Source organism: Nitrospirota bacterium (genome assembly GCA_040755395.1).
Classification (GTDB): Bacteria; Nitrospirota; Nitrospiria; order Nitrospirales; family Nitrospiraceae; genus DATLZU01.
Map to the genome: position 1 here is coordinate 335441 of JBFMAX010000002.1, position 22417 is coordinate 357857.

The following is a 22417-nucleotide window of genomic DNA, read 5'->3' on the forward strand; positions in this document are numbered from 1 at the left end:
CCTGTGGAGCGACAATACCGACGATGTAGGCTCTGCAGATCGAAAGGCGGGTGTTGACTCCCTCGAAAGGGTTAGGTACGATCGGCCGTCCTCATTAAGACTTATTCTACCTATCTAGCGCGCTAAGCAGAAACCGATTACTTGTCCGCATCAAGTCGGCCGATATTAGGTGTGTGATCCACAATGAGCGATCCACTGATTGAGTCTTCCGACCGCGTCGAAGCGATCGCGGAACAGCGGTCAGGCCCCGGGATCATCGTTCTTTCGTCTTCCATGCAACTGCTCCATATGAACCGACAGGCTGCGGAGTTGTGTCGCCAAATTAATGCGGCGGAGAACACGACGGGCGGCAACGCGAAGGCGGCTCATGGCGTGCTCCCGACCGCGCTGACGGAGCTGTGTGCCGAAATCGTCAAGGCCTTGCAGGTTCGGACGGAGGCCAAAGACTGGGAGCAGTTCGAGTTGAAACGTTTGGCCGGTCCCGTCAAGCAGCAGGTCTTATTGAGAGGCTTCGGACTCCCCGATCGGGGGGGGATCCAGCAAGCGCGTCTGGTCATCACGATGGAGGAAGTCGGGCGTCGGCAAAACGTGAGCACCGAACAGGCCAAGGAGCGTTTTCAACTAACGAATCGCGAACAGGCCGTTGTGGAGCACCTGGCGAAGGGATGGACGAACAAAGAAATTGCCAACGCGCTGCAGATTACGGAACAAACGGTCAAGGAACACATTAAGCACATCATGCGCAAGACCAACGCGACCACGCGGACCGGGATTCTCGCTCAGATCTTCAGGGCGTAGCCATCCTTTAACAGCCAGCAGCGAATAGCGAATAGGCAGTAGCTCACCCCTACCCATCCCTCCCCCATCGAGGGGGAGGGTGAGGGAAAGGGGGCGATTTTCATGGCGCTGGATGAGCCAAAGGCTCATGGAGGCTTGTTGTAAAAACCCAACAGGCGTTGGCCATTTGAGACGGGTACACAGGGCCATACTAGAGAAGTGATTAACAATAACAGTGAATCAATAAGTTAGTGATCACCACTGCTGGCCCGGTCATTGCTACCTTTATATATCCGGTTCGGATAGTCTATAAGAAGGTTTTTCTCCATGAAACGGATTCTCCTTCAGTCGTTAGCAGGAATCATCGGGGTTGTTTTGCTGGCTGGTTGCCAGGCTCTCAGTCCTGGCGCCAAAGCCGCTTACGTCGACAATGGTCAATTCATGGATCTCTGGAACAGCTATACCCGCTGTAAATCGGGGACCGATGTGGAGGTGATGCGGGGTGAGGCGGGCAGATTGATCCGGACCGCTCAAACTCTCAATGTCGGGGACGGCTTTGTGCTTCCCTTGCCTGGACGCTTCGACCGGTTTGTGTCCGAACCCTCGCCGCGGCTGGCCGTGGATGTCAAAGCGATGGCCGCTGCCTGTGCGCTCTATACTGGAAATTTAGCCCTCTCGGTCGGTAAGAACGACATTGCATTTGAAATGTTTCAGCACGTGATCAAGAACCATGCGCAACCTGAATATGCCTACTACGTGTCGCAAGCCAAGGTCGGTTTAGCGGCAGTTGATCTCGGGTTGCAAGCTTCGGTGCGGTGATCCTCTCCCCTCCCTCCCCCATCGAGGGGGAGGGCGAGAAAGTGTTCAGCAGCTCCTTCGACCGGCGGTGCTTACCTCACTACCCTGCGGTATAGCTCGACATAGGCTTGGGCCGGTCCGGCCCACGATACGTCCGTGCCCATTCCTGCTTCGATGAGCGCGCGCCAGGCGTCCCGGTCATGGTAGACGCACAGGGCCAAGCAGGTCACCGTGAGTAACGCGTGCGGCGTCGCTTCTCCGAACATGAACCCCGTCGCCCGTCGCTCGCGCACAGCCAGAGGGGAATACGGAACCACGGTATCCGCAAGCCCGCCGGTCCGGCGCACGATGGGCACCGTCCCATATCGCAAGCTGTAGAGCTGACTCAAGCCGCAGGGTTCGTAGCGCGACGGCATCACAAACATGTCCGCTCCGGCTTCGATCCGGTGCGCGAGCCCTTCGTCGAAGCCGATGCGCACGCCGATCTTTCGGGGAAATTTGGCGTGAAGCGAACGCAATTCGGTTTCGTACTCCGGATCGCCCGTCCCGAGAACGGCCAGTTGCAGGTCCAGCTCCATCAGTTCCGGGACGATGCTCACCAGCAGATCCAGGCCTTTTTGCGCGGTCAGGCGGGATACGATCCCCAACAGCGGCATGTCGCTCGCTGGGAGATCGAGTTCTCGCTGGAGCGCGTGCTTGCACATCGACTTCCCCGAAAGATCGGCGGAGGAATACCGTGCCGGTATCAGCGGGTCGGCGGCGGGATTCCACACCTCGCCGTCGACCCCGTTGACCAGGCCGACCAGACGATCCTTCCGCTGCGCCAACACTCCCTCGAGTCCGAACCCGAATTCAGGGGTTTGAATCTCACGACTGTACGTCGGGCTCACCGTCGTCAGAAAATCGGCGAAGAGGATGCCTCCCTTCAACAAATTGAGCGAACCGTAAAATTCCAGACCTGCCGGAGTGAACAGCGCGGCGGGCAGTCCGGTCTCGGCAAAGCGCTCGCCGGGAAAGAGTCCCTGAAAGGCGACATTATGCAGGGTCAGGATCGAGCGGACGCCGGCGACTTCCGGACGTCCGGCATAGAGCGTGCGCAAGTACACCGCGCACAGCGCCGTCTGCCAATCGTGCAGGTGCAGGAGATCGGGTTTCCAGCCGCCGGCGCGCTGGAACGCGATCAGCAGTTCCAGGACCGCGCGCGAGAAGAAACAGAACCGCTCCAGATTGTCCGGATAGTCGACGCCTCGTTCCTGATAGAGTCCGGGTCTGAGGAAAAACGGGTCGTGCCGGACGGCAAACACCGAGACGGATCTCCGGGAACTGGAATTCGACGGGTGGAGTGTGGTCCGCTCCACCACCGCCTCGACTGGGCCGGAGGGTGACGGCACCGTGATGCGCGCGTACTCGGTAAACCGGTGACCGCTTTGGTCGAGCGCGCCGTAACGGGGGATGACCAGACGCACGTCATGACCCAACCGCGCCAGCTCCAGCGGCAGCGCCCCGGCCACGTCGGCCAACCCGCCGGTCTTCGCGAACGGGACCGCTTCCGAGGAGGCCATTAGAATCTTCAACGGCTTGGAGTCGCGCGGAGAGATCGCCATCAGAGCAATCGCCGGCTCTTCGGTTGCTCCGGTTTCACCGGTTGGCACTCGTCGCACTGGCAGATCCGGCGCAGGAACGTATAGGAATAGATGCCGGTGTCGTGACCGTCGCTCCATTTGAACCGCAAGGCGTATCGCCCGACCGGCTCGACGTCCTGCAGCAGGATCAACAGCGGGACATCGTCGGGCTTGAGGCGCAGCTTGCCGGTCCACTCATCCGTGCACGCCGCGCAAGGGCAATGTTGGCGCAGATAGCGGACCGGATATACGCCCTTGTGGCCGTCGCTCCAGACAATGCCGAGCACGCCTTTGTCAATCCACTCCATGTCCTTCGGTTCAAGTACGGTCGTCGTCATGTCCGGTCGTCACCGTAGCTTCGTCGTGGAATCGTCCGCTATCTGATCACCCGGATGGGACTCTACCAGAACCGTCCTGGGTCCCACAAGCCGACGGTGGCTCCCGTGAGCGATCGCTCCCGCCGCGCATGAAACGCCCCCTCTCCTCCCCCATCACCCGTTGCAACTTGCAGAGCAACGGGTCCTCGGGGGGATAAAGGTGAGGGGGGCCTCGGACGGGACATTTTCATTCTGCAGGGTGAGTCGCAGGCCCATGAAGACTGTTCTCATCTCAGGGAGAGGGAAGTTTGTGGTTGCCCTCTCCCCCGGCTTTGCTGGGGAGAGGGTGCGGGTGAGGGGGGAGATCGGCATGGGGTTCGACGTGTTCAGAAACGTCGTGAAAATCCATGGGCATCACAATCTTGTCTAAAACCCTGCCATCACCCTCACCCTACCCTCAAGGGAGAGGGAAAGCAAAAACGAACACGATTTCTTAAAGAGCCTTTTGGGGAATGAAAAGTGGGAATTGTAATCTCTGCCGGCTGTCAGAAATGCGCGGCCTGCTGGAATGATCGCCGTGAGGCCTGGGGATCAGCGTGGAGGACCGTACGTTGACGAGCCTTCGGCGGCGAGAAAATCGATCGGCGGGAGGCGTTTGCCCGCGACGGTCGTCACATAGGACTCGATGGCGGTTTCCAGTTCGGCGCGGATCCGGCCGGTGGCTCTCAGCCGATCGACGACGGCCGGCGCCCAGCGGAGTGCTTGCCGCATAAACGCGAGGCTTCCGGGAGAAAGCGGAAGGCAGCGGAGCGCTTGACGCCGGGCGCACAGACTGCAGATCAATCCTCCGGATGTCGGAGAGAATTGCGGCTCGCCGGCCAACCGGGTGTTTCCGCAGGCGGAACACTGATCGAGCTGCGGCTTGAAACCCGTGAGCCCCAGCAGTCGAATTTGAAACAGCAGCGCCGTGAGCGGGGCATCGCGACTGTCTTCCAGCGACCGCAGGCCGTCGGCCAGCGTATCGAAGATCCGAGGCTCCGGATCGCCTTCCGGGGTGATCGCGGCGACCAGATTCACCATGCGCGCGGCAGCCGACATGCGCGTCAGGTCCTCCCGCAGTTTTGTGAAGGGTTCCCGCATATCGACTTGCGAAATGCGAAAGAGCGAATCGCCGGCCTTCTCGAACAAGTTCAGGTCGCAGGAGACGAACGGTTCCAGCGCGGCGCCGAATCGGCTCTTGAGTCGCCGCGCGCCGCGCGCGATGCCCCGCACTTTGCCGAGCCGGAGCGTGTAAAAGGTGACGATGCGATCCGCTTCGCCCCACTTGCGGCTCCTGAGGGTGATGGCGGGTGTCTTGAGCAACGGCATGAGAACAGTCAGGCCATGGACGGTGGCCTCTTGCCTCTCGCCCCTTGCCTCCTGCTCTTCATCTGAGATATTCCAGGAACACGGTGGCGAGCGTGAGATAAATGGAGATGCCGGTGATGTCGTTCGCCGTCGTGACGAACGGACCGGCCGCGATGGCCGGATCGACGCCCATGCGTTTCAGCAGGATGGGCATGAACGTGGCCATGCTTGTCGAGACGATGAAGGCGATCAACATGGAGGCCCCGATCACCATGCCCAGGACCGCATGGCCGTGCCACAGCCAGCCGACCAGGGTCAGGATGACGCAACAGGCCAGCCCCATCAGCAGCGTGATCCGGATCTCCCGGAAAAACACCTTCCACACATCGGTCAACTCGATCGAGCCGGTCGCGAGGCCGCGGATGATCAGGGTCGAGGACTGCAAACCGACGTTGCCGCCCATGGCGGCGATGACGGGAATAAAGCTCACGATGGCCACGACTTCCTGGATCGTGAAGCGGAAGAGCCAGAGGATCGCGCCGGAAACCAGACTGCCGATCAGGTTGGTGAACAACCACGGCAGCCGCAGCCGGGCGGCGGCGAGGCTGGAGGATTTGGATTGCGTCTCCTCCTCGAGAGCGCCGGCCATTTTCAGCATGTCCTCCGTCGCCTCTTCGCGGATCACGTCCACCACGTCGTCGACCGTAATGATGCCGACGAGCGTGTTGTCCTTTTCGACGACCGGGATGGCCAGCAAATTGTAACTGGCGACCTGGCGGGCCACCTCTTCCTGGTCCGTATCCACCGTGACGCTGATCACGTCGCGCGTCATGATGTTCTTGAGCGGCGTATTCGGCGGCACGGTGAGGAGTTGGCGCAGCGACAGGACGCCCACCAGGCGATTCTCTTTGTCGGTGACGTAAATGTAGAACACCATCTCCGCATCGGTCGCGTGCTGCAGGCGGCGGATCGCTTCCTGCGCGGTCGTGTCCTCCGGCAGGGAGAAAAACTCCGTGGTCATGATCGCGCCGGCCGAGTCCTTCGGATACTTCAGCAGGTCGGCGATCTCCGTGGAGTCCTCCGTCTTCATCAGCGCGAGGATCTCTTGGGCCCGCTCTTCGGGGAGGACGCCCAGGATGTAGGCGACGTCGTCGGGCCCGAGGTCCTTCAGGAGCCACGCCACATCGGAGGCAGGCAGGTCCGCCAACACCTGGTTGATGCTGTCGCTGTCCAGCTCGCTCAACACTTGGCCGCGCTGCGCCTCGCCGCGGACGAGTTCGAACACCGTGCGCTTTTCTTTCGGGGAGGAGAGGTGGTTGACGACCCTGGCGATGTCGGCCGGGTGCATGCGGCTCAGCATCTTGGCGAGGTTGGTGATCGCCCCGCGCCGGAGCAGGCGTTGGAAGGAGAGCAGCACGATATCGGACTTCGCCTGCCCCTTCTCTGCCAGTTCCCGGGAGGCTTCCTTCAAAATGTCCTTGTCCGATTGACGTGTGCGTTCCGTCGGCTGCATGGATTCGTCTCAGGCTGGGGGCAAGTGGCACGAGGCGATGGGCGGATGATCGTGCCTCTAGCCTCCGGCCTCTCGCCCCTGGCGTGCCTTGATCAGTACCCCAACTCCATCAGAACCTGCTCATCTTCGCGCCAGGCCGCCCGCACCTTGACCCACAACTCCAAAAACACCTTCATGCCGAACAGCCGCTCCATGTCGCGCCGGGCGGCGGTCCCGGCGGCCTTGAGCCGTTCCCCGCGCCTCCCGATGAGGATGGCCTTCTGCGATTCTTTCTCGACCAGGATCGACGCCGCGATGCGGGCCAGTTTGCCTTCCTCCGTGAAGCGGTCGATCTCGACGGCGACGGCATGCGGAACTTCCTGATATGTCTCTTGGAGAATCTTCTCGCGGATGAGTTCGGCCGCCAGCGTCCGCATCGGCTGATCCGTGAGCATGTCCGCTCCGTACGCAGGTTCGCCCTCCGGAAGCAGCTTCACGGTCAAGTCGAGCAAGCGGTCGATGTTGTCGCCGGTCACGGCCGACACCGGCACCACTTCGGTCCACTCCAGCAGCGGGCTATAGGTCTCGATCAAGGGCAGCAGCCGGGTTTTGTTCACCAAGTCGATTTTGTTGATCACCAGAAAGACCGGCCGCGCCTGTTTGCCGAGCGCTTCCCGCACCCGGTCGATGGCGAAACGGTCGCCCGGGCCGGGCGGCGACGTCGCTTCGACCATGACATACAGCAGATCGCCCTCCTCCAGAGTCTCCAGGGCCGTCCGTACCATCCGCCGGTTGAGCACATGTTGGGGCTTGTGCAGGCCCGGTGTGTCCCAAAAGGCGATCTCCGCGCCGGGCACGTGCGCGACGCCCAAGATCCGCGTTCTGGTGGTCTGCGGCTTGTCCGACACGATCGCGATCTTCTCGTTGAGCAGTCGGTTGAGCAGCGTCGATTTTCCGACGTTCGACCGCCCGATGATGGAGACTGTTCCGGATTTCATAAGTGTCAGCGAATAACCGGCAGCGAGGGGCGATAAGCCGAAGAGTCCGAGCTATGCGCTATTCGCTATTTACTACCAACCTGAGGCTCGTCAGCCAGTTGATAGACCGTCTCGCCCTTCCGCACGAATCCCAGTTGCTCTCTCGCCAATTCTTCGATCCTGGCCGGATCGTGCTGCGCGCGCTCGATCTCCAGTCGCAGTACGGCATTGCCCTGCTGCAGAGCCTGGATGTCCCGCTCCAATTGCCGGGCGTGCTGCCACATCGTCCAGTATTGGGTCAGCCCCATGTCGCCGAACAGGAGCGAACCGGTCAGCCCGAGCCCGAACATCAAACCCAGGAATTTCATGATCCCGGCCACGCGCCGCTGACGGGTCAACGCATTCGGCCCTCGGTTCGGCTTGATCAACATGGGTTCCCGCGAACGCTCACGGGTGCACCGCGACCGCCGCCCGGCCGCGATACGCCGCCGTCGTTCCCAGCTCCTCTTCGATGCGCAGCAGTTGGTTGTACTTGGCCACCCGGTCGGTCCTGGACAGGGAGCCGGTCTTGATCAAGCCGGTGTTCATGGCGACGGCCACATCGGCGATTGTCGTGTCTTCGGTCTCCCCGGACCGGTGGGATACGACCGCCGTATAGCCGGACCGCTTCGCCAGTTCGATCGCCTCCAGGGTCTCCGTCAAGGTGCCGATTTGATTCAGCTTGATCAGAATCGAATTGCCGATCCCTTCCCGGATGCCCTTGGAAAAGATGTCCACGTTGGTGACAAAGATGTCGTCGCCGACCAACTGGACCCGTCTGCCCAATTGCTCGGTCAACATCCGCCATCCTTTCCAATCCAGTTCGCTCAGGCCATCCTCTATGGACAGGATGGGGTAGTTGTCCACCAGCCGGGCGTAATAGCGGATCATGTCCTCGGCTGAGCGGTCCGGGTGCTTTTCCGCTTCCAGCCGATAGCGGCCTTTCTCATAAAACTCGCTGGCGGCGGCGTCAAGGGCCAACGCGATGTCCCGTCCCGGCCGGTAGCCGGCTTCTTCGATGGCCTGGACGATCAGGCTCAGCGCCTCCTCGTTGGATTCCAGGTCTGGCGCGAACCCCCCTTCGTCCCCGACCGCGGTGTTGAGGCCGCGCTTCTTCAGGAGTGCTTTCAGCGTGTGGAAGACCTCGGTCGCCATGCGGAGCGCCTCGCTGAACCGCGCCGCGCCGACCGGCATGATCATGAATTCCTGGAGATCGAGGCGGTTGTCCGCGTGGGCCCCGCCGTTGATGATGTTCATCATCGGGACCGGCAGCACCCGCGCGTTGGCTCCGCCGAGATACCGATAAAGAGGCTGCCCGGTTTCGTTGGCGGCCGCCTTGGCGACGGCTAACGAGACGCCGAGAATCGCATTGGCCCCCAGGCGCGCTTTGTTCTTGGTCCCGTCCAGCGCCGCCAGCGCGCGATCGATGGCGGCCTGGTCGAAGGCGTCCCGGCCCAGAAGTTCCGGCGCGATGGCCTTGTGGATATTCGCCACGGCCTTGGAGACGCCCTTGCCCATCCAGCGCTTCTTGTCGCCGTCCCGCAGCTCGATCGCTTCCTTTTCCCCGGTCGACGCTCCGGACGGCACCGCCGCCCGCCCCTGCGCGCCGCTCTCCAGGGTCACATCGACTTCAACGGTGGGATTGCCCCGAGAATCCAAAATCTGCCGCGCCCTAATCTCTCGAATCGCGCTCATGCTCGACTCCGATATCAAAAAGCTCTCAGGGATCAGCTTTCAGCTACGAGATAAGCCAGCGATCGATAGGGACTCGATCCGTCTCAACGACTGCATAGGCTAAGGAAGACTCTGCTCCCCCCTTCAGTCATCTTCCTTCAGGTCGAACTCCGCATCGATTAGCTTGTTCAGTTCTTTTGTATGGACGTGCAAATGCAAGATGGCGGCGCTCAACTCAGCGAGAATGTCGCCGCGCCCGATCTTTCCGTTCCGCATTCCACGGAGTCTTTGGAGAAGAGCGAGGGTGCGTTGGCACTCTTCTCCAAGCTCATCCAAGAGCGTGTCCAACAATTCTCTTTTTTTCTTTGCTTTCACCGGGACCAGGATCTTCAACGTTTGGCCCTCCCCAACCGCTTCTCCGCCCTTTTGATCCCTATGCGGAAAGCTTCAATCTCTACCTCCCAGTGCCTGATACGCTCTTCGTTGGATTCGGACTTGCGAGTTCTTTCCGAATTTTCTGTTCATGTTCGCGAATACCCTTCATGTAACTTGAAATCTTCTTTCGATACTCTCCTTTACCCAACAGGACGATCCCTTTCCCTATCTCCTCTACAAATGAGCGCGGCTGTTCGTCGACAGGACCCGCCCTCATCCCGCCAGCTTCTTCTTCAGCAACTCGTTCACTTTGCCCGGATTCGCCTTCCCTCCCGACGCCTTCATGACCTGGCCGACGAAGAAGCCCAGGATCTGTTCCTTTCCGCTCCGATATTGGGCCACCTGCGCCGGATTCTTCTCGATGATCTCGTCGATCATCGCACGCAGCGATCCTTCGTCGGAGACCTGGGTCAGGCCTTTCTCCTTGACGATCTGCTCGGGCTCTTTCCCGCTCGCATAGAGTTCCGGGAAAATGTCCCGCGCGACTTTCAGGCTGATGGTGCCGTCGTCCACCAGTTTCAAAAGGCTCACCAGGCGCTCCGGGCCGACCGGCGACGCGGTCACGTCGGTCCCGGCGTTATTCAGCTCCCGCAGCAGTTCGCCCATCACCCAGTTGCTGACGGTTTTCGGCCGGTCATAGAGTCTGACGCAGGCTTCAAAATAATCGGCCAAGGCTTTGGATGCCGTCAGCACCCCGGCGTCGTATTCCGGCAATCCGTAGTCGGTGACGAAACGTTTCATCCTGGCGGCCGGCAACTCCGGGATCGTCTTGCGCAGGTCTTCGATCCACTCCGGCTCGATCTTCAACGGCACCAGGTCGGGATCCGGGAAATAGCGGTAGTCGTGCGCCTCTTCTTTGCTGCGCATGATCGCCGTCTCGCCCCGCTCGATGTCCCAGAGCCGCGTCTCCTGCCGAACCGTTCCTCCTTCGCTCAAGACCTTGGTCTGGCGCCTGATCTCGTAGTCGATGGCATCTTTGACGAACTTAAAGGAATTGATGTTCTTCAGTTCGACTTTGGTCCCGAGCGCCTTCTGGCCGAGCGGCCGGAGCGAGAGGTTCGGTTCGCACCGCAGACTCCCCTCCTCCATGTTGCCGTCACAGACCTCCAGATACATCAGGATGTCGCGGAGCGTCTTGAGATAGGCCACCACCTCGTCGGCCGAGCGCATGTCCGGTTCGCTCACGATTTCCAGAAGCGGCGTGCCGGCGCGATTGAAATCCACCCGGCTCCCGTTTGTTCCGGCGTCGTGGAGGCTCTTGCCGGCGTCTTCTTCCAAATGGGCGCGACGGAGGCGAATGCGTTTCTTGGCGCCGTCGACCGTGATCTCAACCCAGCCGTTCTCGCAGATGGGCGCTTCGTACTGTGAAATCTGATAGCCCTTGGGCAGATCGGGATAAAAGTAGTTCTTCCGCGCAAAGCGGTTGTCGGACCGGATCGTGCAATTCAGCGCCAACCCCGTGCGGATCGCCATCTCGACTGCGTTCCGGTTGATGACCGGCAGGGTCCCGGGCATGCCGAGACACACCGGACAGGTTTGCGTGTTTGCGGCGAGTCCGAACGCGGTCCCGCAGGCGCAGAACATCTTCGACCGAGTCCGCAGTTGGGCGTGGACTTCCACGCCGATGACCACTTCGTAGACCACGCTCAACTCTGCCTCTCGCCGGAGAGGCGGTTGCGCTCGCGTTTCATCGCTTCCCGTCCGGCTTCGAACGCTTCCTTGAGAACCGATTTCTTGGTCTCGACGAAGTCGCGCCCTTTCTCCACCGCTTCCTCGAACGTCTCACCGGCTTTCTCGGCCAGCTCACGCAGGGTTTCCTCCGTCCGCTTCGCATAGCCCCGCAGTTGCTCGCGCGATTCACGACCGGAGTGCGGCGCCAAGAGCAACGCCGCCACCGCGCCCAACGCTGCGCCGCTGAGAAAGGCCAATAACACAGCCGCCGGTGACACACCCCGATCATCCGCCATTGGTCGTCCCTCCTTCTCCGTGGTTCCCGTGAAGCCGCTGCTTCACGACAGTCGTCGCCGCCTTCAATCCCGCCACCATGCTGGCAAGGTTGACGAGCAACGACCCGCTCGATCCCTTGACGATATGATGCACCTGCTGCACCGATTCGCCGATGTCCCCGACCGCGTGCAACAGCACGGCGGCGCGCTCGACACCGCCGCGCGTCTGCTCAGCCAGCTCGTTGAGATTCTGGCTCATGGCGCGGAGCTCGGCGATCAGCGAGGGCAACTCGCTGTTCATGCGGGCCAACAATTGCTGCGATTCGGCGACCGTTTTGCGGAGCTCGATGAGCATCGGCACCAGATAGCCCACCAGCACCGCAAACGCGATCGCCACCACGACAGCCGCGATCTCGACGATCATCTTATCCCCCTTGGAATGGACGCGACTACGTGATCGAGTGATTGGTGATTGGTAGAAGCCTCAGTTCGGATGAGACCGCGACTTCTTCGGGCAATCACCAATTACCAGTTACTCAATCACTCGGCTTCATCGAATACTTGGCCGCTTCGCCCGCCAATTCGTGACCTGTTCATAGGCATGGGCCGCCCGGATGACCATTTCTTCCTCGAACGGCCGCCCGATGATCTGCAAGCCGATCGGCAGCCCGGCCTTGCTGAATCCGCACGGCAGCGCAATGGCCGGTACGCCGGCCAAATTGACGGAAATCGTGTAGATGTCCGAGAGATACATCTGCAGCGGATCGTCGATTTTTTCGCCGAGCTTGAACGCCGGCGTCGGCGTGACCGGCGTGACGATGAGGTCCGCTTCTTTGAACGCCGCGTCGAAATCCCGGCGGATGAGCGTCCGCACGGCCTGCGCTTTGCCGTAATAGGCGTCATAGTACCCCGCGCTCAGGGCATAGGTGCCGAGCATGATCCGCCGCTTCACCTCCGGTCCGAAGCCTTCCTGCCTCGTCTTCATGTACAGTTCGAGCAGGTCCTTTGTCTGTTTGGACCGCAGGCCGTATTTCACGCCGTCGTAACGCGCGAGGTTGGAGCCGGCCTCCGCCGTCGCGATCACGTAGTAGGTCGCAATCGCGGCGTCCGTCGTCGGCAGCTGGATCTCCTTAATCTCGCCGCCCAGCGTCTTCAATTCGCCGATCGCGTCCTTCACCGCCCGGTCCACTTCCGGATCGAGTCCCTCCGCAAAATATTCGACCGGCACGCCGATGCGGACCTTCCGCAGATCCCTCCGTTTTAGGACTTTGAGATAATCCGGCACCGGCACGGCGGCGGACGTCGAGTCGCGCGGATCATGGCCGGCGATGATCCCGAGGAGCATCGCGGCGTCGGCGACACATTTGGTGATCGGGCCGATCTGGTCGAGCGACGAGGCGAACGCCACCAGTCCGTATCGGGACACCCGGCCGTAGGTCGGCTTCAACCCGACGACGCCGCAAAAGGCGGCGGGTTGTCGAATCGATCCCCCGGTGTCGGACCCCAAGGCGGCCGCGCATTCGTCCGCCGCCACCGCGGCCGCCGAGCCGCCGCTGGACCCGCCGGGGACATATTGAAGGTTCCAGGGATTGCGGCTCGGCCCGAACGCCGAGTTCTCGGTCGAGGAGCCCATCGCGAACTCATCGAGGTTGGTCTTTCCGAGCAGGAGATACCCCTGTTCCCGAAGCTTGGCGATTACGGTCGCGTCGTACGGCGGCACGAAGTTGCCCAGGATGCGGGACGCGCAGGTGGTCAACACGCCTTCCGTGCAGATGTTGTCCTTGATCGCCAGCGGCATGCCCATGAGCGGCAGCGTGCGCCTCCACCCTTTGAGTTTCTCGTCCAAGGCTTCGGCCTGGGCCATGGCCGCGTCCTTGGTCTGCGTGATGTAGGCCTTGACCTTCGGTTCGACCTGATTGATGCGCAGGGAATAAGCGCGCGCGATCTCGCGCGCGGTCACTTCTCCGGCGGTAAACTTCCGCTGCAGGTCCTGGAGCGTCAGCTTATGAAGGGACATGCTCGATCCGTGATGCGTAATCCGTGAGCCGTGATGCGTCACTTGCTGACGATGCGATTCTTCTCGTCCACCTTAATGATCTTCGGGGCGTGGCGTTTGATTTCCTCCTCGGCATAGTACTCGTAACAAAAAATGATGATCTGGTCGCCGACGGCCCCTTTGCGGGCCGTCGGGCCGTTCAGCACGATCTCGCCGCTGCCGCGCCTGCCGGCCATGGCGTAGGTCATGAACCGTTCGCCGTTGTTCAAGTTGGAGATCACGACCGCTTCGTAAGGCAGGATGCCGGCGGCATCCAGGAGATCTTCGTCCACCGTCAGGCTGCCTTCGTACTCGAGACAGGCGTCGGTGACGGTCGCGCGATGAATTTTGGCCCGCAACATTTGCCTGAACATGGTGACACCCTCGTTAATCGTTATACGTTAAACGGTATTGTGGCGGAAACCGCTTCTTCTCACGTTTAACGATGAACGTTTAACGATCCTCCAGTATTTTCGGGACTCGAAAGTAGCCTTCCTCGCGATCCGGCGCGTTGGCGAGCGCCCGGTCCACAGGAAGCGAAGGCCGAACCACGTCTTCGCGGAAGACATTGACCTCCCCCAAGACCGTCGCGGTCGGCTCGACTCCTTCCGTGTCGTAGGTGTTGAGCTTCTCCATGTACGTGAGAATAGTGCTGAGTTGCCGGCCGAAGGCGTCCTTCTCCGCCTCCGTCAGTTCCAACCGCGCGAGCTTCGCGACTTTTTCCACTTCGGCTTTTGAGATCTGCATCAGAAATCCAGCAGTGATTGAGTGATTGATGATCAAGTGGTGAGAGGCGAACTTGTGAAATCACCAGGGACGAAATTGCCCAATCACTCTATCCTTTATTCCACCGTCACGCTCTTCGCCAGATTCCTCGGCTGATCCACGTCGGTTCCCCTCAGCACGGCGATGTGGTACGCCAGTAACTGAAGCGGGACCGTGAACAGAATCGGCGACAGCAGCGGATGCACGTCCGGGATGGTGAACACCGCGTCGGCGGTCTTGCCGAGCTCCCGCTCCCCCTCCGCCACGAACGCGATCACCGGGGCGTGGCGCGCCTTGACTTCCATCAGATTGCTCACGGTCTTTTCATACAGTCGATCGCGCGGCGCCAGCACCACCACCGGCATGTCCTTGTCGATCAACGCGATGGGCCCGTGTTTCATCTCGCCGGCCGCGTATCCCTCCGCATGAATGTACGAGATTTCTTTCAACTTCAGGGCGCCCTCGAGGGCGATCGGATAGTTGATGCCGCGTCCGAGGTACAAAAAGTTCCGCTTCGTGTGGTAGCGCTTGGCGATCGCCACGAGTTCGGCTTCGCGGCCGAGCAGCTGTTTGACCAGCGCAGGCAGGGTCACCAAGCGGTCGAGCCACGCCTTGCCGTCGGCGGCCGAGAGCGCTCCCCGGACGCGTCCCAGGTGCAGCGCGAGCAGATACAGCGCCGTCAGTTGCGCCGTGAAGGCCTTGGTCGAGGCCACGCCGATCTCCGGGCCGCAGTGCGTATAGAGCACGCCGTCCGATTCCCGAGCCAGCGTGCTGCCGACCACGTTGACGATCGACACCACCCGCGCGCCTTTTCCCTTCGCCTCGCGCGCGGCGGCTAGCGTGTCGGCCGTCTCGCCAGATTGCGAAATCGTGATGAATAAATCGTCCTTGTGAACCAGGGGATCGCGATAGCGGAACTCCGAGCCGATGTCCACCTGAACCGGTGTTCGGACCATTTCCTCAAACAGATACTTGCCGACCAGGCCGGCGTGCCAGGACGTGCCGCAGGCGACGATCCAGATTTGTCCCACCGCGGCGAACTGTTCCGGCGTGAGCCCGATGTCCGGCAGGTCCGCCTCGCCGGTTTCACGGGAATAGCGGCCGCGCATGGTGTCCAGAATCGTCTGCGGCTGCTCGTGTATTTCTTTGAGCATGAAGTGCGGATAGCCGCTCTTCTCAGCGGCCGAGGCGTCCCAGGTGACGCGCGTGGTCGCCCGAGCGACCGGGCTGCCTTCGATGTCCGTGATCCGGACGTCTTTCGCGGTCACCACCGCCACATCGCCTTCCTCCAAATAGGTCACGTCGCGGGTGTGCGAGAGCATAGCCATCACGTCGGATGCGACGAACGTCGCCTCGGCGGTCCGGCCGACGACCAAGGGGCACCCGGAGCGGGCCGCCACGAGCGTGTCCGGTTCGCGCTCGGAAATGACCGCGAGGGCATAGCTCCCGCGGATCTGCTTGGTCGCGGTCCGCACGGCGTCCGCCAGGCTTTTGCCCTGCTTGATCTCCTTGCCGATGAGATGCGCCACGACTTCCGTATCCGTCTCCGACTCGAATCTGTAGCCGTCCTTCAGCAGTTGTTGTTTCAGCGGGAGGTAGTTCTCGATGATGCCGTTGTGCACCAACACGCAACCGTCGGACCGGTGCGGGTGCGCGTTCTGCTCGGACGGCTTGCCGTGCGTCGCCCATCGCGTGTGGCCGATGCCGACGGTCCCGCTCACGCTCCGCTCCTGAAGCGACTTCTGCAAATTGGCCAGTTTGCCCACGCTGCGCCGGACTTCGATCTTCCCGTTCCGCAGGACCGCGATGCCGGCCGAGTCATACCCGCGATACTCCAGCCGTTGCAATCCGCTCAGGAGAACGGGCACGGCGTCCTGATTCCCGACGTAGCCCACGATGCCGCACATCGTTTACCGACTCCCCCGTTTCTTTTTGGCAGCTTTCCTGGTTCGAGGTTCGAGGTTCGAGGTTCGAGGTTTCTTCGTTGCGTTTCCTGCTCCAACGTCGAACGTCGAACGTCGAACGTCCTGACCTCCGCCGCCTGCGAGCAGCGCCCGGCGGCGGGCGGCCCAGCCCTCCCGGTTGACCTGCGGCACCCGCGCGATGGCCAGCGCATCGGCCGGCACGTCCTGCGTGACGGTCGTGCCGGCCGCGACGACCGCCCCGCGGCCGACCGTCACCGGCGCGATCAGTTGGGTGTCGCTGCCCACGAACACGTCGTCTTCGATCACCGTCCGGTATTTGCGGACGCCGTCGTAGTTGCAGGTGATCGTGCCGGCGCCGATGTTCACGCCTTTGCCGACGAACGTGTCACCGAGATAGCTGAGGTGATTGGCTTTGGAGCCCTCGCCGAGGTCGGTGTTCTTCATCTCGACGAAGTTGCCGACTTTGGCCTTCCGGCGAACCACCGTGCCGGGCCGCAGGTGTACGAAGGGCCCCAGCGTCGTGTCGTCCTCCAACCGGGCCTCGCGGAAGACGCAGTGCTCCAGGATTTCGACGCGATTGCCGAGCACGCAGTCCGTCAGGCGGACGTTCGAGCGAATCACGCAGCCTTCGCCGATCACCGTCGAGCCTTCGAGCGCGACGTTGGGATAGAGCACCGTGTCGGGCCCGATGACGGCGCCGGCATCGATCCACGCCGTCGCCGGATCGCGCATCGTCACGCCCGCGTCCAGCCATCGCTCGCGGATCCGCTCGCGCATCGCCCGTTCCGCCCGCGCCAGTTGCCCGCGCGTGTTGACGCCGAGGCCCTCGTCCGGGTCGGACAGCGTGACGGTCGACACGCGCAGTCCCCTCTCCACCGCGAGGGGCACGATGTCGGTCAGATAATATTCCCGCTGCGCGTTGTGCGGCTGCAACTTGTCCAGCGCCTCGAACAAAAAGCCGCCGTCCACCACATAGGTCCCAACGTTGACTTCGCGTAATCGCTTCTCCTCCGGGGAAGCGTCGCGGTCCTCGACGATTTTCAGCACGCGGCAATCCAACAGGCCCGGACGGTTGTCTCCGACCGGATTGCTGCGCGCGATCCGCCCGTAGCCGGTCGCGTCGTCGAGCACGGCGGTCAGGATCGTCACCGTCGCTGTGTCGGTTTCGTGCACGCGCAACAGTTCGCGGACCGTCGCTTCCGTCAGCAGCGGCGTGTCGCCGTTCAAAATCAGGAACGTGGACGGGCGTTCGCGTTGGGAAGCCGGGAAGACCGGCTTGGCCTGCAACACGGCGTGGCCGGTCCCCAATTGATCCGGCTGTTCGACAATTGCGGTCCGGGACGCGCGCCGATCGCCAGTCGGGCGGCTCTCGATCAGTGCGCGGACCTGTCCGGCCTGATGGCCGACGACGACGGCGACCCCGGCGCCGGCCAGCCGTTCGGCCAGTTCCACGACGTAGAGAATCATCGGCCGGCCGGCCACGGGGTGGAGCACCTTGGCCAGCTTGGATCTCATCCGCTTCCCGACCCCGGCCGCCATGACGATGGCGCCGAGACCGGAGACCGGCGCCCCCGCCGCCGGGCCTGCGGCGCCCGGAAACGAGAAAGCCCGATGGACAGGCCGTTCGATCATGCGATGGGCACCCCCGCTTCCGGCTGTTTGACCTTGGACCACTTGGAATCGGCGCCGAGCGTGGCGCTCATGGAAGGAGTGGGAGAGTAGAGTCCGCCGGAGACGATCAGTTTCATCGCCTCTTCCACGCTGATCTCGACCGGGATCACTTCCCGCTCCGGCACGAGCAAAAAATATCCGGATGTCGGATTAGGCGAGGTCGGCACATACACGTGCACCAGCGGATCGGAGGAAATGTCCTGCACTTCGCCCTTGGTGACGCCCGTGACGAAGGCGAAGCAGTAGTGTCCGTTTTTCGGAAATTGGATCAGCACGACGCGGTTGTATTCGCCCCGCTCCGTAAACGACAGAATGTCCATCATGGACTTCAACGTCGAGTAGATGCCCCGGACGACCGGGACGCGGTTCAGCAAGTCCTCCCAGAGCGCGACGATCTGGCGTCCGATGAAGTTGGCGGCGAAGAGTCCGGTGGCGAAGATGAGCAGGACGAGGGTGGCGATGCCGAGTCCCGGCACATAGTACCCGGGGGTGACGATCCGGGCGAGCATGTCGCCCAGGATCCCGTCCACGGTCACGAACAACGTTTTCAGAATGAGGATCGTGCCCCAGATCGGAGTGATGACCAACAGGCCAGTGAGAAAGTAGCGTTTCAGGGCGGCTCTGACCGTGATCACCGGGGCTCCTCGTGGTCGTTCATCATACAAACTTTGGAGAGGCCGTCGCAAGCCTTTTATTGCTATTTTCAAGCACTTGGAATAGGATGCCGACCTATTTCCGGATGCGCCGAGACGGGGAGCAGGTGAGCCTGACACGGAAGGGGCCGCGAGGAGTTCTGATCACGGTGGAAGGGGTCGAGGGCAGTGGGAAGACGACCCAGGTTCAGCGGCTGGCGCGGCTGCTCCGCGCAGAAGGCTATCGCGTGCTGGAGACCCGGGAGCCCGGTGGGACTCCCCTCGCCGAATCCATTCGGCGGACGCTCTTGCAGTCGACCGACGAACGAATGGATCCCCGCTGCGAAGCGTTGCTGATTCTGGCCGCTCGCAGCCAACATGTCGCCCGGGTGATCAAACCCGCGTTGGATGAGGGGGCCATTGTCCTGTGCGATCGGTTCGTCGATTCCACGCTGGCGTATCAGGGATACGGCCGGGGGCTCGATGTCGGATTGTTGCGCCGATTGAACCGGTTCGCCACCGGCGGGCTGGAACCGGATCTGAGCCTGCTCTTCGATCTGCCCATCACGACGGGATTGGCCAGACGCCGACACAACAACCTGGAGCAGAACCGGCTGGACCGCGAATCCCGACGATTCCACACCGCCGTGCGGCGAGGATTTCTCGAACTGGCGGCCCGCGAGCCGCGCCGGATCGCCGTGTTCGACGGAACGAAGTCGGCCGAGACTCTTGCGGATGAAGTTGCGTCGATCGTGCGGCGGTTCCTGCGTAGAGGCGGTCGCGCAATCGGAAAGCCGGCCGATTCCTGAGCCATGCCCTTCCACGACATCATCGGCCACGAGCAACCCAAGGCGCTCCTGAAGGCCGCCGTTCGGCACGACCGAATCGCCCATGCCTATCTGTTCTATGGCGAACGCGGAATCGGCAAGCGTTTGACGGCCCTGCGGTTTGCGCAGGCGCTCAACTGCGACACGGCCGCGGGACCGGACGACCCGGACGCCTGCGGACACTGCCGTTCCTGCCGACAGATCGAAGCCGGCACCCATCCGGACTTCACCCTGATCGAACCGGATCCGGAACCGGCGACGCCGCAGATCAAAATCGAACAGATTCGCGAGATCGAATCGCAGATTGTGTACCGGCCGTTGATCGGCCGGTGGAAGGTGTGCCTGATCGATCAAGCGGACCGTCTCACCATCGGCGCGGCCAACGCGCTGCTGAAGACGTTGGAAGAGCCGCCTCCTCACTGCCTCTTTCTGCTGGTCACGAGCCGGCCCTCGGCGTTGCCGGCCACGATCCGTTCCCGCTGCCAGGCGCTGCGGTTTGCGACCCCGGTCCGCGCCCAGGTGGAAACGGCATTGATCGAGAAGCACGGCCTGTCTCAGGAGGAGGCGCGCTTCCTGGCGGTCTTGAGCGAAGGACGCCTCGGCGAGGCGCTGAAGATGGATCCCAACGACATCAAGACCGCGCGGCGGGAGTTGCTGCCTCTGACGGATCCGGCATCGCTGCAATCCGTCACCGCCCTGTTGACGGCGGCTGAAGCGCTGGCCAAAACCGATCGGGCGCAGGAGGCGCTCGCTTGGCTGACGCGATGGTTCAGGGACCTGTTGCTGGTGCGGGTCGGCGCGGATCCGGACGCGCTGCTCAATCTGGACTGTCTGCCGGCTCTGCAGTCGACGGCCGGCAAGGTGGATGCGGCTGTGCTGCTCGATCTGCTCGGCGACCTCGAAACCCTGGAGCAGCAGGCGACGCGGAATTTGAATGTGCAACTGGCGTTGGAGTGCATCCTCCTCCGCCTGCGGGACGCGATGGGAACCGGAGTGGGCTCGGGGCGTGAGGCGCGAGGCTGGAGTGAAGGCAATTATGAATTCTGAATTATGAATTCTGAAATTACATTCTGAAGGTTGGTCGAATCCGCCGTCGCTGGAATTCCAGGACCCGGCCCTGTTATCTTTGACCGAATGGCCAAGTCGTTTTACATCACCACTCCGATCTATTACGTCAACGACGTCCCGCACATTGGGCATGCCTACACGACCATTGCGGCCGACGTGCTGGCGCGCCATTACAGCCAGCAGGATGCCGACGTGTTCTTTCTGACCGGCGTCGACGAGCACGGACAGAAGGTCCAGCAGGCGGCGGCCAAGGCCGGTATCGACCCGCAACAGTATTGCGACGGCATGGCGCCGCGGTTCCGCGAACTTTGGAAGCGGCTCAATATTTCGAACGACGCCTTCATCCGAACCACAGACTTAAAGCATAAAGAAATCGTTCAACGCTATCTTCAGGTCCTTTTCGACAAGGGGTTGATTTACAAATCGGACTACACGGGCTGGTACTGTACGTTCGACGAACGGTTCTGGACCGAGAAAGACGTCGTGGACGGGCTTTGTCCGGACTGCAAACGCCCGGTCGAACGGCTGAGCGAGAGCAATTATTTCTTTCGGATGAGCCGGTATCAGCAGCCGCTCATCGAGTACTTGAAGGCTCACCCGAGCCTATCCCAAGCCCACGCCACGTTCATCCGCCCTCCGGCGCGGTTCAACGAAGTGCTCGGATTTCTGGAATCGCAGCCCCTGGCAGACCTGTCGATCTCCCGCCCCAAATCTCGTCTGTCCTGGGGAATCGAGCTGCCGTTCGACCGGAACTATGTGACCTATGTTTGGTTCGACGCGCTGGTGAATTATCTGTCGGCGCTCGAATACTTGGCTCCGTCCGGATCTTTTGAGAGGTTCTGGCCCGCCTCGATCCATCTCGTCGGCAAAGACATCCTCACGACGCATGCCGTGTATTGGTCCACCATATTGATGGCGTTGGAGTTGCCGTTGCCGCAGACGATCTTCGCCCACGGCTGGTGGACGGTGAACGGTGAAAAAATGTCCAAGAGCCGCGGGAACGTGGTGGACCCCAACGCCGTGGTGGATGAATTCGGCGTCGATGCGTTCCGCTACTTTTTAATGCGCGAGGTGCCGTTCGGTCAGGACGGGGACTTCTCCCGCGAGGCGTTGATCGGCCGGATCAACAGCGAGCTGGCCGACGGCCTCGGCAATCTGATGAGCCGCACGCTCACGATGATCGACCGGTTTGCTCAAGGCAAGATTCCACCGAGCCACCCGCCTCACGATGAACTGGATGGTCGGTTGGAACGGGCCATCGGTGAACTGACCGGGTCGGCGATGGTCTCCATCAAGGACCTGCGGTTCAACCGCGCGCTCGAATCCATGTGGGAGCTGATCCAGCGGTGCGACCAGTACATCGACAAGACCGCGCCCTGGACGTTGGCCAAGCGTCCGGAAGACCGGGATCGGCTCCATGGAGTCTTGTACCGAGTGGTGAAGGCATTGGAGCGGCTCATCCCCTTGCTCTACCCGTTCATGCCGCAGACTGCCGAGAACATGGCCGCTCAGCTCGGCCTGCATCCGCAGATGCGGGGACGGAAGCTGATGGTGCGAGAACTGGTTCCGGGGGTTGAAATCGCCAAGGGTAAGCCGTTATTTCCCAAGATCGACCTCGCCCGCATGCAAGGAGCATCGACGGTGACACACCGGCAGCCGTCCACCGCCGAATCGGCCGCCCGATCGATACAATCCGCGTCGCCGACGCCATCCGCTTCCGGCCCGCCGTCCGGCTCGACCCCGGCCCAGATTACGATCGAGGAGTTTCAGCGCATCCAGCTCAAGACGGCCAAGGTGCTGAGCGCGGAGCGCGTGCCACGCTCGGAGAAACTGATCAAGCTCCAAGTCGATCTCGGCGGCGAGCGGCGTCAAATCGTCGCCGGGATCGGGAAGAAATACGAGCCGGAGGCGCTGGTGGGCCGCTGCATCGTGATCGTCGCCAACCTTAAACCGGCCAAGCTCATGGGCGTCGAATCCCAGGGCATGGTGCTGGCGGCGGGAGATACGGAGGTCTGCGGGTTGGTGACCGTGCTCGAAGAGGTGGACCCGGGGACGAAAGTGAAGTGAGGC

Annotated in this window: 23 protein-coding genes; 6 read left to right on the top strand and 17 right to left on the bottom strand. The window is 61.8% G+C overall.

What is annotated here, in order from left to right; genetic code table 11:
* Positions 1-183: 183 nt before the first annotated feature.
* Both AB1555_05580 and AB1555_05585 read left to right on the top strand, forming a co-directional pair.
* Positions 184-798: a LuxR C-terminal-related transcriptional regulator gene (locus AB1555_05580; protein MEW6246167.1), complete on the top strand. Its 615-nt coding sequence runs from the start codon at positions 184-186 to the stop codon at positions 796-798.
* A 306-nt stretch (positions 799-1104) separates the two neighbouring features.
* Positions 1105-1596 carry a hypothetical protein gene (locus AB1555_05585; protein MEW6246168.1) on the top strand — a complete coding sequence of 164 codons (492 nt, stop codon included), beginning with the start codon at positions 1105-1107 and terminating at the stop codon, positions 1594-1596.
* Positions 1597-1667: 71 nt separating this feature from the next.
* Here AB1555_05585 and glgA read toward each other — a convergent pair whose 3' ends face one another.
* Positions 1668-3149: a glycogen synthase GlgA gene (glgA, locus tag AB1555_05590; protein MEW6246169.1), complete on the bottom strand. Its 1482-nt coding sequence runs from the start codon at positions 3147-3149 to the stop codon at positions 1668-1670.
* Between the two features lie 29 nt (positions 3150-3178).
* Positions 3179-3535 (bottom strand): DUF971 domain-containing protein, encoded by a 357-nt coding sequence (locus AB1555_05595; protein ID MEW6246170.1) that lies wholly within the window; start codon positions 3533-3535, stop codon positions 3179-3181.
* Positions 3536-3788: 253 nt separating this feature from the next.
* Here AB1555_05595 and AB1555_05600 point away from each other — a divergent pair, with 253 nt between their 5' ends.
* Positions 3789-3944 (top strand): hypothetical protein, encoded by a 156-nt coding sequence (locus AB1555_05600; protein MEW6246171.1) that lies wholly within the window; start codon positions 3789-3791, stop codon positions 3942-3944.
* A 161-nt stretch (positions 3945-4105) separates the two neighbouring features.
* Here the strand turns inward: AB1555_05600 and recO are convergent, their stop codons facing one another.
* The 15 genes from recO to AB1555_05675 all read right to left on the bottom strand — a co-directional run bounded on the left by recO (position 4106) and on the right by AB1555_05675 (position 18455).
* Positions 4106-4882 (bottom strand): DNA repair protein RecO, encoded by a 777-nt coding sequence (gene recO / locus AB1555_05605; GenBank protein ID MEW6246172.1) that lies wholly within the window; start codon positions 4880-4882, stop codon positions 4106-4108.
* Positions 4883-4940: 58 nt separating this feature from the next.
* The gene (gene mgtE, locus AB1555_05610; GenBank protein MEW6246173.1) at positions 4941-6374 is read right to left on the bottom strand and encodes a magnesium transporter; all 1434 of its coding nucleotides are present in this window, start codon (positions 6372-6374) and stop codon (positions 4941-4943) included.
* Between the two features lie 92 nt (positions 6375-6466).
* Entirely contained in the window at positions 6467-7351 is an 885-nt protein-coding gene (gene era / locus AB1555_05615) for a GTPase Era (protein MEW6246174.1), read from the bottom strand.
* Between the two features lie 65 nt (positions 7352-7416).
* Positions 7417-7761, bottom strand: coding sequence for a septum formation initiator family protein (locus AB1555_05620; protein ID MEW6246175.1), 345 nt, complete (start codon positions 7759-7761; stop codon positions 7417-7419).
* Positions 7762-7777: 16 nt separating this feature from the next.
* A complete protein-coding gene (eno, locus tag AB1555_05625; protein MEW6246176.1) occupies positions 7778-9064 on the bottom strand; it encodes a phosphopyruvate hydratase in 1287 nt (428 codons plus the stop codon).
* Positions 9065-9187: 123 nt separating this feature from the next.
* Positions 9188-9436 carry a hypothetical protein gene (locus AB1555_05630; protein MEW6246177.1) on the bottom strand — a complete coding sequence of 83 codons (249 nt, stop codon included), beginning with the start codon at positions 9434-9436 and terminating at the stop codon, positions 9188-9190.
* Between the two features lie 255 nt (positions 9437-9691).
* Complete coding sequence (gatB, locus tag AB1555_05635; GenBank protein ID MEW6246178.1) at positions 9692-11122, bottom strand: Asp-tRNA(Asn)/Glu-tRNA(Gln) amidotransferase subunit GatB; 1431 nt, start codon at positions 11120-11122, stop codon at positions 9692-9694.
* 2 nt (positions 11123-11124) lie between these two features.
* A complete protein-coding gene (locus AB1555_05640; GenBank protein MEW6246179.1) occupies positions 11125-11445 on the bottom strand; it encodes a YtxH domain-containing protein in 321 nt (106 codons plus the stop codon).
* Positions 11435-11848 (bottom strand): DUF948 domain-containing protein, encoded by a 414-nt coding sequence (locus tag AB1555_05645; GenBank protein MEW6246180.1) that lies wholly within the window; start codon positions 11846-11848, stop codon positions 11435-11437. Before AB1555_05645 ends, AB1555_05640 begins: the two co-directional genes overlap by 11 nt.
* 126 nt (positions 11849-11974) lie before the next feature.
* Positions 11975-13441, bottom strand: a complete 1467-nt coding sequence (gene gatA, locus AB1555_05650) for an Asp-tRNA(Asn)/Glu-tRNA(Gln) amidotransferase subunit GatA (protein ID MEW6246181.1) — start codon at positions 13439-13441, stop codon at positions 11975-11977.
* Between the two features lie 38 nt (positions 13442-13479).
* The gene (panD, locus tag AB1555_05655; GenBank protein MEW6246182.1) at positions 13480-13833 is read right to left on the bottom strand and encodes an aspartate 1-decarboxylase; all 354 of its coding nucleotides are present in this window, start codon (positions 13831-13833) and stop codon (positions 13480-13482) included.
* Positions 13834-13912: 79 nt separating this feature from the next.
* Entirely contained in the window at positions 13913-14206 is a 294-nt protein-coding gene (gene gatC, locus AB1555_05660; GenBank protein MEW6246183.1) for an Asp-tRNA(Asn)/Glu-tRNA(Gln) amidotransferase subunit GatC, read from the bottom strand.
* Positions 14207-14301: 95 nt separating this feature from the next.
* A complete protein-coding gene (gene glmS / locus AB1555_05665; protein MEW6246184.1) occupies positions 14302-16131 on the bottom strand; it encodes a glutamine--fructose-6-phosphate transaminase (isomerizing) in 1830 nt (609 codons plus the stop codon).
* A gap of 3 nt (positions 16132-16134) precedes the next feature.
* A complete protein-coding gene (gene glmU, locus AB1555_05670; protein MEW6246185.1) occupies positions 16135-17688 on the bottom strand; it encodes a bifunctional UDP-N-acetylglucosamine diphosphorylase/glucosamine-1-phosphate N-acetyltransferase GlmU in 1554 nt (517 codons plus the stop codon).
* 89 nt (positions 17689-17777) lie between these two features.
* Positions 17778-18455 carry a DUF502 domain-containing protein gene (locus AB1555_05675; GenBank protein MEW6246186.1) on the bottom strand — a complete coding sequence of 226 codons (678 nt, stop codon included), beginning with the start codon at positions 18453-18455 and terminating at the stop codon, positions 17778-17780.
* A gap of 86 nt (positions 18456-18541) precedes the next feature.
* On the opposite strand from AB1555_05675, the gene tmk reads away from it, so the two are divergent.
* The 3 genes from tmk to metG all read left to right on the top strand — a co-directional run bounded on the left by tmk (position 18542) and on the right by metG (position 22414).
* Positions 18542-19261, top strand: coding sequence for a dTMP kinase (gene tmk / locus AB1555_05680; protein MEW6246187.1), 720 nt, complete (start codon positions 18542-18544; stop codon positions 19259-19261).
* A 3-nt stretch (positions 19262-19264) separates the two neighbouring features.
* Positions 19265-20326 carry a DNA polymerase III subunit delta' gene (gene holB / locus AB1555_05685; protein MEW6246188.1) on the top strand — a complete coding sequence of 354 codons (1062 nt, stop codon included), beginning with the start codon at positions 19265-19267 and terminating at the stop codon, positions 20324-20326.
* A gap of 87 nt (positions 20327-20413) precedes the next feature.
* Entirely contained in the window at positions 20414-22414 is a 2001-nt protein-coding gene (metG, locus tag AB1555_05690) for a methionine--tRNA ligase (protein MEW6246189.1), read from the top strand.
* Positions 22415-22417 lie beyond the last annotated feature (3 nt).

Coding starts and splice junctions, on each gene's coding strand:
- eno (MEW6246176.1), bottom strand. CDS start 9,064: ATGAGCGCGATTCGAGAGATTAGGGCGCGGCAGATTTTGGATTCTCGG.
- AB1555_05585 (MEW6246168.1), top strand. CDS start 1,105: ATGAAACGGATTCTCCTTCAGTCGTTAGCAGGAATCATCGGGGTTGTT.
- glmS (MEW6246184.1), bottom strand. CDS start 16,131: ATGTGCGGCATCGTGGGCTACGTCGGGAATCAGGACGCCGTGCCCGTT.
- AB1555_05595 (MEW6246170.1), bottom strand. CDS start 3,535: ATGACGACGACCGTACTTGAACCGAAGGACATGGAGTGGATTGACAAA.
- recO (MEW6246172.1), bottom strand. CDS start 4,882: ATGCCGTTGCTCAAGACACCCGCCATCACCCTCAGGAGCCGCAAGTGG.
- AB1555_05580 (MEW6246167.1), top strand. CDS start 184: ATGAGCGATCCACTGATTGAGTCTTCCGACCGCGTCGAAGCGATCGCG.
- AB1555_05645 (MEW6246180.1), bottom strand. CDS start 11,848: ATGATCGTCGAGATCGCGGCTGTCGTGGTGGCGATCGCGTTTGCGGTG.
- glmU (MEW6246185.1), bottom strand. CDS start 17,688: ATGGCGGCCGGGGTCGGGAAGCGGATGAGATCCAAGCTGGCCAAGGTG.
- gatC (MEW6246183.1), bottom strand. CDS start 14,206: ATGCAGATCTCAAAAGCCGAAGTGGAAAAAGTCGCGAAGCTCGCGCGG.
- metG (MEW6246189.1), top strand. CDS start 20,414: ATGGCCAAGTCGTTTTACATCACCACTCCGATCTATTACGTCAACGAC.
- panD (MEW6246182.1), bottom strand. CDS start 13,833: ATGTTCAGGCAAATGTTGCGGGCCAAAATTCATCGCGCGACCGTCACC.
- AB1555_05600 (MEW6246171.1), top strand. CDS start 3,789: ATGAAGACTGTTCTCATCTCAGGGAGAGGGAAGTTTGTGGTTGCCCTC.
- gatA (MEW6246181.1), bottom strand. CDS start 13,441: ATGTCCCTTCATAAGCTGACGCTCCAGGACCTGCAGCGGAAGTTTACC.
- mgtE (MEW6246173.1), bottom strand. CDS start 6,374: ATGCAGCCGACGGAACGCACACGTCAATCGGACAAGGACATTTTGAAG.
- AB1555_05640 (MEW6246179.1), bottom strand. CDS start 11,445: ATGGCGGATGATCGGGGTGTGTCACCGGCGGCTGTGTTATTGGCCTTT.
- tmk (MEW6246187.1), top strand. CDS start 18,542: ATGCCGACCTATTTCCGGATGCGCCGAGACGGGGAGCAGGTGAGCCTG.
- era (MEW6246174.1), bottom strand. CDS start 7,351: ATGAAATCCGGAACAGTCTCCATCATCGGGCGGTCGAACGTCGGAAAA.
- AB1555_05620 (MEW6246175.1), bottom strand. CDS start 7,761: ATGTTGATCAAGCCGAACCGAGGGCCGAATGCGTTGACCCGTCAGCGG.
- holB (MEW6246188.1), top strand. CDS start 19,265: ATGCCCTTCCACGACATCATCGGCCACGAGCAACCCAAGGCGCTCCTG.